8 protein-coding genes are annotated in these 12,778 nt (G+C 67.8%); 4 read left to right on the forward strand and 4 right to left on the reverse strand.

The features are described from left to right. The first annotated feature begins 3 nt into the window (after positions 1–3). On the forward strand, positions 4–906 hold the full coding sequence (locus AC1RJ5_RS04020) for a LysR family transcriptional regulator (RefSeq protein WP_493111843.1): 903 nt from the start codon (positions 4–6) through the stop codon (positions 904–906). A 138-nt stretch (positions 907–1,044) separates the two neighbouring features. On the opposite strand, the gene AC1RJ5_RS04025 is transcribed toward AC1RJ5_RS04020, so the two are convergent. Further along, positions 1,045–3,462: a membrane-bound PQQ-dependent dehydrogenase, glucose/quinate/shikimate family gene (locus AC1RJ5_RS04025; RefSeq protein WP_493114634.1), complete on the reverse strand. Its 2,418-nt coding sequence runs from the start codon at positions 3,460–3,462 to the stop codon at positions 1,045–1,047. Between the two features lie 180 nt (positions 3,463–3,642). On the opposite strand from AC1RJ5_RS04025, the gene AC1RJ5_RS04030 reads away from it, so the two are divergent. Further along, positions 3,643–5,037 carry a leucyl aminopeptidase family protein gene (locus AC1RJ5_RS04030; RefSeq protein WP_342250060.1) on the forward strand — a complete coding sequence of 465 codons (1,395 nt, stop codon included), beginning with the start codon at positions 3,643–3,645 and terminating at the stop codon, positions 5,035–5,037. Between the two features lie 199 nt (positions 5,038–5,236). Here the strand turns inward: AC1RJ5_RS04030 and AC1RJ5_RS04035 are convergent, their stop codons facing one another. Continuing rightward, complete coding sequence (locus AC1RJ5_RS04035) at positions 5,237–6,274, reverse strand: alpha/beta hydrolase (RefSeq protein WP_269574996.1); 1,038 nt, start codon at positions 6,272–6,274, stop codon at positions 5,237–5,239. A 216-nt stretch (positions 6,275–6,490) separates the two neighbouring features. Beyond that, positions 6,491–8,368, reverse strand: coding sequence for a putative bifunctional diguanylate cyclase/phosphodiesterase (locus AC1RJ5_RS04040; protein ID WP_342250058.1), 1,878 nt, complete (start codon positions 8,366–8,368; stop codon positions 6,491–6,493). Between the two features lie 190 nt (positions 8,369–8,558). Here AC1RJ5_RS04040 and AC1RJ5_RS04045 point away from each other — a divergent pair, with 190 nt between their 5' ends. Next, complete coding sequence (locus tag AC1RJ5_RS04045; protein ID WP_493111846.1) at positions 8,559–9,914, forward strand: MFS transporter; 1,356 nt, start codon at positions 8,559–8,561, stop codon at positions 9,912–9,914. 52 nt (positions 9,915–9,966) lie between these two features. Here the strand turns inward: AC1RJ5_RS04045 and tpiA are convergent, their stop codons facing one another. Further along, positions 9,967–10,719 carry a triose-phosphate isomerase gene (gene tpiA, locus AC1RJ5_RS04050; protein ID WP_269574993.1) on the reverse strand — a complete coding sequence of 251 codons (753 nt, stop codon included), beginning with the start codon at positions 10,717–10,719 and terminating at the stop codon, positions 9,967–9,969. Positions 10,720–10,839: 120 nt separating this feature from the next. On the opposite strand from tpiA, the gene AC1RJ5_RS04055 reads away from it, so the two are divergent. Continuing rightward, on the forward strand, positions 10,840–12,771 hold the full coding sequence (locus tag AC1RJ5_RS04055; RefSeq protein WP_493111849.1) for a peptidylprolyl isomerase: 1,932 nt from the start codon (positions 10,840–10,842) through the stop codon (positions 12,769–12,771). Positions 12,772–12,778 lie beyond the last annotated feature (7 nt).

Below are 12,778 nucleotides of genomic sequence, written 5' to 3' on the forward strand. Positions count from 1 at the left end.
ACAATGGATCTCGACCTCGGCGAATTGAACGCCTTTCTATCCGTCGCCCGGGCCGGCGGCTTCCGCGATGCCGCCCGCGCAACCGGCGCCAGCGCCTCTGGACTCAGCGAGGCGGTGCGGCGGCTCGAGGCGCGGCTGGGCGTACGCCTGCTCAACCGCACCACCCGCAGCGTCGCGCCAACCGAGGCAGGCGCTCGGCTGATCGAGCGACTGGCCCCGGCGCTTGGCGAAGTCGAAGCGGCGCTCGACGTGGTCAACATCTTCCGCGATCGGCCCGCCGGCACGCTCAAGCTCAACGTGCCTATCGGTGCGGCGCGGATCGTGCTGCCGGCGATCCTGCCCGGCTTCATCGCCGCCTATCCCGAGATCCAGGTCGAGATCGTCGCGCAGGACAATTTCGTCGACCTGCTCGCGGCGGGCTGCGACGCCGGCATCCGCTATGACGAGCGGCTGGAGCAGGACATGATCGCGGTGCCGATCGGCCCGCGCGTCCAGCGCTTCGCGGCGGCCGCCTCCCCCTCCTATCTCGCCGCGCACGGCACGCCCGTGCATCCGCGTGACCTGCTCGAGCACCGCTGCCTGCGTGGCCGCTTCGAGAGCGGGCGACTGATTCCCTGGGAGTTCGAGCGCGACGGCGAGATCCTGGTGGTCGAGCCGCCACCCGCGCTGATCGTCACCGTCGGCAGCGCGATCGACCTGCTGCTCGACGTGGCTGCGTCAGATGGCGGGATCGTCTGCCTGTTCGAGGACTGGCTGAAACCGAGCTTCGCCAGCGGCGCGCTGGTCCCGGTGCTCGAAGATTGGTGGGAGAGCTTCCCCGGGCCGTTCCTATACTATCCGGGACGGCGGCTAGTGCCGGCGCCGCTCAGGGCGTTCATCGATTATGTGAAGGGGCAGGCCGCCTGACCGTGGCCTAAGTTGCGACGCTCCCAACCCCGCCCACTTCCGCCGTCACCCTGAACTTGTTTCAGGGTCCAACCCTCCACGGGCCGTCTCGCTGGTGGAGGGTTGGATGCTGAAACAAGTTCAGCATGACGAAGCTATTCACGGCAATGCATACGCCACCACCTCGTCCCCCACCGGCGTCTCCATGAAGTGATGCCCGCCGGCGTAGATCACCAGATACTGTTTCCCGTTCGCCTCGTAGGTGATCGGCGTCGCCTGGCCGCCGGCGGGGAGCACTGCCTTCCACAAAGTCTTGCCGGTCTTGAGGTCGATCGCGCGGATCAGATTGTCGGTCGCCGCCGCAACGAAGATCAGGCCGCCCGCGGTGACCACCGAGCCGCCATTGTTGGGCGTGCCGATGGTGATCGGCAAATGCGAGGGGATGCCGAACGGCCCGTTGGTCCGCGCTTCGCCGAGCGGGCGGTCCCAGATCGTCTTGCCCGTCGCCATGTCGATCGCGCGGATCCCGCCATAGGGCGGCTGCTTGCAGAGCATGCCGGTGCCCTCCGACTTGGGCCCGTCGAACGGCCAGAACTTGTTGCGCCAGCCGGCATTGACGTCGATCGCATAGGGGGTGTGCGCTTGCGGATCGCCCGCGCCTTCGTTGCCGCCGATCTGGCCGCGCGCCTGGTCACGCGGCGCCCAGCCCTTCCTGTCCGCCTCGGCGCGCGGCACGAGCCGCACATAGTTCGGCATGTCGTTATAGTTGGCGACGATCACCCCACGCTGCGGATCGACCGCGACGCCACCCCAATCGGTACCGCCATTGTAGCCGGGATACTCAATCGAACGGCGATCGGCCTCGGGCGGGGTGAAGAAGCCCTTGTAGCTCGCCCGGCGGAACTGGATGCGGCAGAGCAGCTGGTCGATCGGCGACATGCCCCACATGTCGCGCTCGGTCAGGTCGGGCTTGCGCAGCGTATGCCAGAGCGAAACGCGCTGGGTGGCGGCGCGCTGCTGCGGCTCGACGCCGCCGCCCGGCACCTTCATCTCGCCTACAGGCGTGAGCGGCTGGCCGGTGCGGCGATCGAGGATGTAGATGTCGCCCTGCTTGGACGGCAGCACCAGCGCCGGCGCGCCCTTGTAATCGACGAGGGTCGCCTGCGCGCCGAAATCATAGTCCCACACATCGTTGCGGACCGCCTGGAAGCGCCATTTCGGCTTGCCGGTGGTCACGTCGAGGGCGACCAGCGAGGTTGCGTAGAAATTCTCCTCGGGCCGGCGCAGCGACGAGTAATAATCGGCCGCGGCATTGCCCATCGGCAGATAGACCAGCCCGAGCTGCTCGTCGCCGCTCGCCAGCGTCCACATGTTCGGCGTGCCGCGCGCCCATTCCTGGCCGGCCGGCGGGGCGCCGTTCCAGCTCGGGTGCATCATGTCCCAGGCCCAGCGCAGCTTGCCGGTGACCGCGTCGAAGCCCTGGATCACGCCCGAGGGCGCCCACCGGTCCTGCCCGTCGAGCACCTGATGCCCGGTGACCAGCACGCCGCGCACCAGGGTGGGCGGCGAGTTGATCGAGACGAAGCCGTCGGGAACCTTGCCCATGCCCTGCTTGGCATCGATCTGGCCATTGGTGCCGAAATCGGCGCAGGGCCGGCCATTTCTGGCATCGACCGCGACCAGCCGGGCATCGAGCGTCCCCTCGATGATCCGGGTGGCGCAGGCCTGGTTCGTCGGTGCGTTCGGCACCGCATAATAGACCACGCCACGGCAGGCCGCGGTGTAGGGGATCGCCGAATCCGGCACCTTGGGATCGTAGCGCCATTTCTCCATGCCCGTGGCCGCATCGAGCGCCAGCAGGATGTTCTTCGGCGTGCAGATATAGAGGCTGTCGCCCACCTTGAGCGGGGTGTTCTCCGCGCCATAGGTCTTCAGGATCATCTCGGACTTGGGCAGGTCACCCGTATGCGTCAGCCACACCTGCCTGAGCTTCGAGACATTGGCCGGGGTGATCTGGACGAGCGGCGAGTAGCGGCGCGCGCTGGCGGTGCCGCCATAGACGGGCCAGTCGGCGCCGGTCTGCTGGCCCGAGGGATCGAGCATTTCCGCGGTGCCCGGCGCGGGCAGCGCGGCGAGCACCGGGTTGGGCTGGCCGGCGATCGCCACCCAGAAGTTGATGCCGGTCAGCACCAGCGCGACGACCACCCCGCCCAGCGCCAGCCGCCAGCGGCCGGCCGAGCGGGTCAGCGTCGGCAGGATCAGGATCACGGGAATGGCGAGCACAACCGGCGCGATGACGCGCGGCACCTGCGCCCAGGGATTGGCGCCGACTTCCCACCACGCCCACAGGATCGTCGCGACAACGAGCGCGAGATAGATCCAGCCGCCACTCATCCGCCCGCGGATCAGCAACACGCCCGACCAGGTCATCAGCGCGCCGGCGATCAGGTAGTAGAGGGAGCCGCCCAGCGTCATCAGGTACGCGCCGCCTGCAGCGATCGGCAGGCCGATCAGGACGAGCAGCGCACCGACGATGATGGCGGCGATGCTCCAGCGCGGTCGGGGCGCCTCCTCCACCGGCTCGAGATAGGGGATGCGTTCCCCTTCATAGCGGGTGTCGGTCATCGGTCTCTCCCGGGAGGTGCTTGCGGACCTTCGGGAAACCGGTTGCGAAACGAGACGGTTCCTTCATGAACGAAAATTCATGTGCCGCGAAGGGGCTAGCCCTCGCCGCCCCCATTACCTAGATCAATGCACATGCCTGATCCCAACACGCTCGTTCAGCCCGACAAGGGCCAGTCCGCCCGCACCATCCATGTGATCGACGCCAAGGGTTTCGATGCCTGGCTCAACGCCCAGCCGCCGCGCCACCGCACTGCGGCCGCCGCGCAGAAGCTGGCACCCAGCGCCTATTCGAGCGCGATCCTGCCGGGCGACGGGCCCGAGGACTGGTCGGTGGTGACGGTCGTCGCAAATGCCGAGAAGCTGTCGCCCTGGTGCCTCGCCAAGCTCGCCGAGACGCTGCCCGAGGGCGCGTACCGCGTCGAGGGCGTCGAGCCCGGCAAGGCGATCCATGGCTGGCTCGTCGCCCAGTACAAGTTCGACACCTACAAGAAGGACGAGAAGGCGCCGACCGGCGCGCGCGTGCTGCTGACCACCGATGTCGCGCGGATCGAGGAAGCGGTTCGCATCGCCAATGCCACCTACAAGCTGCGCGACCGGATCAACACCGGCGCCAACGACATGGGCCCGGCCGATCTCGAGGCCGCGGCCGCTGATCTGGTCAAGGCCTATGGCGGCCAGCTCAGCGTCGTGAAGGGCGACGAAGTCGAGAAGGGCTATGGCCTGCTCTGGGCAGTCGGCAAGGCCGCCGGCAAGGGCCGCGAGCCGCGCCTGATCGAGATCGAATGGGGCAATCCCGAGCATCCCAAGGTCGCGATCATCGGCAAGGGCGTCTGCTTCGATTCGGGCGGCCTCGACATCAAGCCGGCCTCGGGCATGCGCCTGATGAAGAAGGACATGGGTGGCGCCGCGCACGCGCTGGCCACCGCCGAGCTCATCATGTCGTCGCGTCTGCCGGTGCGGCTGCACATGCTCGTCCCCGCGGTCGAGAACTCGATCAACGGCGAAGCCACCCGCCCGGGCGACATCATGCGCTCGCGCAAGGGCATCACGGTCGAGAACAGCAACACCGACGCCGAGGGTCGCCTGATCCTGGCGGACGCGCTGACCAAGGCCGAGGAGAAGACCCCCGAGCTGGTGATCGACTATGCCACGCTCACCGGCGCCGCCCGTGTCGCGCTGGGTGCCGACCTCCAGGCGCTGTTCGCCAATGACGACACGCTGGCGAGCGAGTTGATGGCCGCGGCCGAGACCGAAGCGGATCCGATGTGGCGCCTGCCGCTCTACGATCCGTACAAGGAGATGCTGAAGTCCGACGTGGCCGACATGGTCAACGCGGCCGAGGCCCCGTTCGGCGGCGCGCTGACCGCGGCGCTGTTCCTCAAGGAATTCGTGCCCGAGAAGGCGCAGTGGGCGCATCTCGACATCTTCTGCTGGAACGGCAGCCACAAGCCCGGCCGCCCCAAGGGCGCCGAGGCGGTGAGCCTGCGCGCCGTGTGGAAGGTGCTGAAGGACCGCTACGCGAAGTAAGTCTTGGCTTCCCCTCCCTGGAAGGGAGGGGCGCTGCAGGTCGGCCATGCCCCCGGCATGGCCTGAACCGCGTGGGACGCGGTTCACCTGCTGCGGGGTGGGTAGAGGCCTGGCGATACGAATGCCGTGTCGCCGGGCCTCTTCGTATCGCGCGCATCCACCCACCCCCGGCCCGTCCCTTCCAGGGAGGGGAGTAACGTTAGAACACCAGCGTCCGCGCAAAGAACGGCAGCATCTCCGAATAGATGCGCCCGTCTTCGCCCCAGTGGCGCTCGCCCCAGCCGCCGCGATATTCCTCCGCCTCATAGGGCACGCCGAAACTGTCCAGCGTCCGGGTGAAGGCCAGGAGCGAAACGATATGGTCGGGGTTGGAGTCGCCCCGCGCCCAGTCGAACATGAAGCCGCGCAGGCGCTTGAGATTGCCCGCATGCGCCGCGACCTGGCGATCGAGGAAGAAGCTGGCGTTGAGCTTCTCGGTAAGCGCCGGATCGACCGCCAGCCGCCCCTCGGCCAGCCGCGCCGGCGGATCGAAAAACAGCGGCGCGCGCGTGGCGTTGGGCAGATGCGCCTGGAAGATCGAAGTGAAGATCAGCGAGAAGCCGTCGCTGCGCAGGTCCTCGATCCGCCTGGCATCCTGCAACAGTTGCCAGTTGGGCCGCGAGAACATCGTCTGCACGCCCGGTCCCATGCCGATCGGGTGCAGCGCATAGACCGCGCCGAAAACTTCCGGATGCCGCATCGCCAGCCGGATCGCGCCGTGCCCGCCCATCCGGTCGCCCGCAATGCCGCGTGAATCCCGCGAGGCCAGCGTCCGGTACCGCCCATCGACCCAGGCGACGAGTTCGCGGCTGACAAGGTCCTCCCAATTCCCGGTCACCGGCGAGTTGACGTACCAGGATCCTCCGACGGGGGTGGTGCAGTCGATCGTCACCACGATCGCCGGCCCGACCACCTTCCTGTCGATCGCCCGGTCGAGCAGCGCCTGCGCACCATTGTTCGCCCAGGGCGCACGGTCGTCCTCGAAGAAACTCGTCAGGTAATAGAGCACCGGGAAACGCCGTGTCGGGTCGGCGGCGTAGCTGTCGGGCAGATAGACGGTGACGCCCCGCGCGCTCGGTAAACCGGCGGCATTGCCGCGAAGGCTGGCGGCGTCGATCGTGCCGCGCTCCAGCGTACTGGCGGCAACCGGCGTGGCGATCAGAGCGAGCAGGCAGGCAAACCAGGCGAGAAGCGGCATCGAACCCTCCCGTGAGCCCGGCGATGCTACGCCAACCCCTTCAAAAAAGGGAAGGTGATACGTGCACAACTCTCGGGGAAAAGCCCGAGATGCCTTCCAGTATTCCCGTCACCCTGAACTTGTTTCAGGGTCCAACTCTCCACGAGCGATATCCCGCGCGGCTGCCTGGATGCTGAAACAAGCTCAGCACGAAGAATTGCGCTTTCACGCAAAGCCTCAGGCCGCGACTCCGCCGCCGACCGCCGCGATCCCTTCCACCGGCATCGGATGGCCGAAATGGAAGCCCTGCCCCATCGCGCAGCCGAGCCGGGCCAGCGCCTCGGCGGTTGCCGCATTCTCGATGCCCTCCGCCACCACCGGCAGTTCCAGCGTGTTGGCCAGAGTGACGATCGCCAGCACCAGCCGCATCGCCTGGGGATCGCGGCCCATCGCGGCGACGAAGGAACGGTCGATCTTGAGCCGGTCGAAGGGCAGCATCTGGAGGTGCTGGAGCGAGGAATAGCCGGTGCCGAAATCGTCGAGCGCCAGCTGGATGCCCTGGTTGCGCAGCGAGGCGATCGCGTCCTGCGCACTCCCGGCATCGACGATCAGCGCATTCTCGGTGATCTCCACCGTCAGGCGCCGCGCCGGGAAACGTTCGCGGATCAGCACGCCGAGCAGCTTCTGGCTGAACCACGGATCCTTGAGCTGGGTCGGCGAGACGTTGATCGAGATCGGCACCTGCCAGTCACGCGTCTCGCGGCAGGCACGGCGGAGCAGGCGCAGCATCAGCGTGTCGATCAGCCCGCATTCCTCGGCGATGGGGATGAACTGCTCGGGGCCGATCTCCTCGCCCTCCGCACGCCGCCAGCGCGCGAGCAGCTCATAGCCGACAACTTCGTGGCTCTTGAGGCAGACGATCGCCTGGTAATAGGGCACGAACGCATCGGTCTTCATCGCCTCGCGCATCTCGCGCTCGATCTCGGCACGGCGGCGGATCTCGGCGTCGAGCATCGGCTCGAACGCGCAATGCTGGCTCCGCCCGCTATGCTTGGCCTTGTAGAGCGCGATGTCCGCCTTGCGCATCAGCGTGTCGAGGTCGAGCGCGTCCTGCGGATAGAGCGAGATGCCCACGCTGGCGCCGATATGATGGACCAGCTCCGATCCGGCGAAGGGCTTCATCACCGCGTTGACGATGGCATGGGCAATGCGCCGCGCGCCTTCGCCGTCACCGTCGAGGATCACGGCGAACTCGTCGCCCCCCAGGCGATAGCTCACGCCCTCCTCGCCCACCACGGCGCTGACGCGGGCGGCGACGTCGCGCAGCAGCTGGTCGCCGGCGGGATGGCCGTGCACGTCGTTGATCGACTTGAACCGGTCGAGATCGATGATCAGCAGCCCCAGCGATGCGCCGCTGCCGTCGGGCGCCATCCGCCGCTCGAGCGCCTCGGCGAGCGCACGGCGATTGGGCAGGCCGGTCAGCGGGTCGTGATAGGCGAGCTGGTGCGCCCGTTGCTCGGCACCCTGGGCGCGTGCCTGTTCGGCGGCCATGTGCGAGCGCGAGGCGAGCATCTCGACGAAACCCGCATGGCTGGTGCGCATCATCCGCACCGCCACGAAGCTGGCCACCAGGATGTTGAAGCCCAGCCCGCGCAGCGACCAGTCGGGCGACAGGATCAGGCAGAACGTCACCGGCGCGGCACCGCACAGCAGCACCGCCTGGCCGGCGCGCGGCACCGACTGCAGGCAGTAACAACAACTTATCGCACCGATGAAGATGTAGAGCGCGATGCACGCACGGCGCATCAGGTCGCCCTCCGCGTAGAGCAGCAGCCCCCACCCGCCAAAGGCAAAGCTCAGCGTCGCCGCGACAAGGATCGTGCCGCGCAGATAATTGGGGATCAGCTCCGGCCGCGGAATATCGCCGCGGCGCTTGAGCCAGAACGCCGCGCGCACTGCCGAGAGCACGGCCAGCAGCGCCGGCATGCCCAGGCTCCACCAGGGGCTCACCGTGTCATAGGCCGTGAAGGCGAGGAACGCGGAGTCCGCGAACATCATCAGGTACATCAGCGGCACCTGCCGCCGCAGCGCACGGAACTGCTCGACCAGAATCATCTGATTCCGATCGGCATCGACAGGCCAGGCGGGAAGCGAGAGCCTCGGCATATCCATATATAGCAAGCCAATCCCTGCGGGCGGCGGAAGATTTGCGTAATTTCAGTATATTACCTTAGCCCCAGGGCGGATGCACCCTATCCGTTCGCCCACCCTCCCGGACCGCGGCCGGCTCTGCTAGAGCGGTGTCATGCAGGCCCGGCACCCGAACCTTACCCTCACCGCCTGCATCCTGGCGTCGAGCCTCGCGTTCATCGACGGATCGGTGACCAATGTCGCGCTGCCGGCGATCGGCGCCGACCTGCACGCCACCCCGGCCGAGCTGCAATGGACGATCAACGCGTACATGCTGCCGCTCTCGGCGCTGCTGCTGATCGGCGGCGCGGCGGGCGATCATTTCGGACGACGCAAGCTGCTGGTGCTCGGCATCGCGCTGTTCACCATCGCCTCGCTCGCCTGCGCCGTCGCCGCCGACCTGACGCTGCTGCTCGCCGCCCGCGCGTTGCAGGGCATCGGCGCGGCGATCCTGCTGCCCAACAGCCTCGCCACGCTGGGCCATGCCTTTACCGGCGAGGCGCGCGGCAAGGCGATCGGCACCTGGGCGGGCGTCGGCGCGATCGCGGGCGCGGTGGGGCCACCGCTCGGCGGCTGGCTGGTCGACATGATCGGCTGGCGCGCGATCTTCTACGTCAACGTGCCGGTGGCACTCGCGGCGATCGGCATCGCGCTCTTCTATGTCGAGGAAAGCGCGGAAGGCGACTTGCCGCTCGACCTGCCCGGCGCCTTCACCGCAACGCTCGCGCTCGGCGCGCTGACCTGGGCGCTGACCCTCTGGTCGAGCCACCACGCGATCGACACCACCGTCGCGATCGGGCTGGCCGCCGGGCTGGCAGCGATCGGCCTGTTCCTCTGGGTCGAGCATCATCGCGGCGACCGTGCGATGATGCCTGTGGCAATGTTCGGCTCGCGCGCCTTTGCCGGGCTCACCCTGCTCACCTTCCTGCTCTATGGCGCGCTGGGCGGGGTGCTGCTGCTCCTGCCCTATGTGCTGATCGAGGCGGGCGGCTATTCGGCGCTGCACGCCGGTTTCGCGTTGCTGCCGATGCCGCTCGGCATGGGAATCGCCAGCCGCATCATGGGACGGATCACCGCCCGGGTAGGCCCGCGCTGGCCGCTCACCATCGGGCCGATGATCGTCGCGATCGGCTTCGCGCTGCTCCTGCTGGTCGACGAGGATGCGCCCTATTGGACCTCGGTCTTCCCCGGCGCGCTCGCCATCGCGATCGGCATGGCCAGCGTCGCCGCGCCGCTGACCACCGCGGTGCTCGCCTCGGTCGACGACACGCACACCGGCACCGCCTCAGGCTTCAACAGCGCGATCGCCCGCACCGGCGGCCTGATCGCCACCGCCATCGCCGGCGCGGTGATCGCATCGGCCGGCACGGGACTGGTCAGCGCCTTCCACATGGGCGCGCTGGTCGGGGCAGCGGCTGCCGCGCTGTCGGGCGTCACGGCGTTCCTTACGTTGGGTCGCCCCGCAGACTGAAATTCACCCAGGCAGCTCCCCGGCTTTCACCGGGGAAGCAGGGAGCAAACAGTCACGAAACCGAAGCCGCCGCCTCGATGATCGGCACGAACTTCTCCGCCGTCAGGCTGGCCCCGCCGACCAGCGCGCCATCGACATTGTCGAGCGCCAGGATCTGCGCGGCATTCGCGCCGGTCACCGACCCGCCATAGAGAATCTGGATGCCGTCGGCCTTGGCGTCGCCGATCATCATGCGCAGCTTGGCACGGATGATCGCATGCATCGATGCGATCTCGTCGGCTGTCGGCGTCTTGCCGGTGCCGATCGCCCAGCGCGGCTCATAGGCGACGGTCAGCCAGCTCGGATCGGCATCGTCGGGCAGCGACTTCTCGATCTGCGACTGGACGATTCGCTCGGCGCGGCCGGCGGCACGCTCGGCCTCGAGCTCGCCGCAGCACAGGATCACCTTGAGCCCGTGCCGGTGCGCGGCGGCAGCCTTCATATAGGCGTCGTGGCTGGTCTCGTGCTGGTCGCCGCGACGCTCGCTATGGCCGACGATGGTCAGGGTCGCCCCCTCCTCCACCAGCATCGGTGCCGAGATGCAGCCGGTATGTGCCCCCTTGTCGGCCTCGTGCAGGTCCTGCGCGCCGATCGGCAGGCTGCCCGCCACCTGGGCGGCGGGATGGATCAGCGTAAAGGGCAGGCAGAGCGCGGCATCGACCGACGGATTCGCCGCAGCAGCAGAAGCAATCGCCTCGACCTCCGGCAGCTGCGCCCGCAGCCCGTGCATTTTCCAGTTACCCGCCACCAGCTTGCGCCGCATCACCCCAACCTCCAATTTTGTTTATTTCGTTCGCGGATAGCAGGCGGCGGCGTTCGCACAAGCTTGTCGGCTGCGCCGGGCCGCCCTAAAGCACCCGCAAACCATTCCAACGATCGGCACTTCATGCTCAGCTTCTTCCGCAATTTCACCAAGTCGCGCTACGGCCTGATTGCGGTGTTCCTGTTCCTCGGCCTGATCGCCATCGCCTTCGCGGCCGGCGACATCACCGGCATCCGCAACGGTGGTGGCGCGACGAGCAGCACGCTGGCCACGGTGGGCGGCGAGAAGATCTCCGACACCGAAGTGAAGGACCGGATCGAGCGCTTCATCCGCAACCTGCAGCAGCAGGGCCAGACGGTGACGATGGAGCAGTTCCTCGCCCAGGGCGGTCTCGACATCGCGATCGACGAGATGATCAACCAGGCCGCGCTGGTCGAATTCGGCCGCAAGTCGGGCATGTCGGTGTCGAAGAAGCTGATCGACACCGAGATCGCCAGCAACCCGGCCTTCGCCGGCATCGACGGCAAGTTCAGCCAGCAGACCTTCGAGAAGCTGCTCGCCGACAATCGCCTCGCCCCGGCGCTGTTCCGCGACAGCATGATCCGCGAGCGCTACGGCAACTGGCTGGTCAACCGCGCCACCATCGGCACCGACGTGCCGAACGGCGTCGTCGCGCCCTATGCCTCGCTGCTGCTGGAGCGCCGCGCCGGCGTGGTCGGCATGATCAACACCGCCCAGATGGATCCGGGCGCCGATCCGGACGACAAGGCGCTGAACGCCTATTATGTCAGCCACCGCGCCCGCTACCTCGTGCCGCAGCGCCGCATCGTGCGCTACGCCGTGGTGATGCCGGACCAGATCCGCGCCCAGCAGACCGCGACCGAAGCCGAGATCGCCGACGCCTACAAGAAGGCCGGCGCCCGCTATGCCGCCGCCGAGAAGCGCGGCGTGCGCCAGCTCGTCGTGCTCGACAAGGCGACCGCCGACAAGGTCGCCGCCGAAGTGAAGGGCGGCAAGCCGCTGGCCGACGCCGCGAAGGCCGCCGGCCTCGACGCGACCAATTTCGAAGGCATCGAGAAGCCCGAGCTCGCGCGCCAGACCACTGCCGAGATCGCCAACACCGCCTTTGCCGCTGCGCAGGGCGCGCTGGTCGGCCCGGTCAAGTCGCAGCTCGGCTGGCACATCCTGGTCGTCGAGAAGATCGAGAAGATCGCCGCCAAGTCGCTCGCCCAGGCGCATGACGAGCTCGCCTCGGAAGTCACCCAGCGCAAGACCGCGCAGGCGCTGGCCGATCTCCGCCAGAAGATCGAGGACGGCGTCGGCGACGGCAAGAACTTCGCCGAGCTGCTCGGCGATGCCAAGCTGACCGCGCAGGTCACGCCGGCGCTCGCCGCCGGCGGCACCGATCCGGAGAATGAAGCCTATAAGCCCGATCCCGCGATGGTGGCGATCATGCGCAGCGGTTTCACCTTCGAGAACCCGGACGACGACATCCAGATCGCCCAGGTCTCGCCGGAAGGCGGCTTCGCGATCGTCAAGCTCGACCGGATCGTGCCGGCCGCGCCGCGCCCGCTCGCCAGCATTCGCGATAAGGTGAAGACCGACTATCTGGTCGACAAGGCTCTGGAGAAGGCCAAGGTCGCCGCCAATGCCGTGGTCGCCGCGCTCAACAAGGGCGTGCCGATGGACAAGGCGCTTGCGGACGCCGGCGCCAAGGGTCCGCCGCCCAAGCCGTTCGACTTCCAGCGCAAGGACATCGCGGACAAGGAACAGTTCATCAAGATGGCCTTCAGCATGCAGCCGAAAAAGGCCCGCCTGCTCGAAGCGCCCGATCGCAAGGGCTTCTACGTCGTGCTCCTCGACAAGGTGGAGCCGCATGATGCCTCGGGCGATCCGATGGCGATGGCGAACATGCGCAGCGGTCTGCAGCAGCAGATCCCGGCGGAATATGCCCGCGAGTTCATCCGCGCGATCCGCAATGACCTGAAGATCACCCGCAACGAAGCGGCGATCGCCCGCCTCCGCGCGGACCTGACCCGCCAGGGCGTCCGTTAAGGGCGTG

It is taken from the genome of Sphingomonas sp. GW822-FHT03G08, from assembly GCF_058801135.1.

Bases quoted from the DNA above. Each gene is read 5' to 3' on its own strand.
- AC1RJ5_RS04040 (WP_342250058.1), bottom strand. From the start codon at position 8,368: ATGATTCTGGTCGAGCAGTTCCGTGCGCTGCGGCGGCAGGTGCCGCTG.
- AC1RJ5_RS04055 (WP_493111849.1), top strand. From the start codon at position 10,840: ATGCTCAGCTTCTTCCGCAATTTCACCAAGTCGCGCTACGGCCTGATT.
- AC1RJ5_RS04030 (WP_342250060.1), top strand. From the start codon at position 3,643: ATGCCTGATCCCAACACGCTCGTTCAGCCCGACAAGGGCCAGTCCGCC.
- AC1RJ5_RS04035 (WP_269574996.1), bottom strand. From the start codon at position 6,274: ATGCCGCTTCTCGCCTGGTTTGCCTGCCTGCTCGCTCTGATCGCCACG.
- AC1RJ5_RS04045 (WP_493111846.1), top strand. From the start codon at position 8,559: ATGCAGGCCCGGCACCCGAACCTTACCCTCACCGCCTGCATCCTGGCG.
- AC1RJ5_RS04020 (WP_493111843.1), top strand. From the start codon at position 4: ATGGATCTCGACCTCGGCGAATTGAACGCCTTTCTATCCGTCGCCCGG.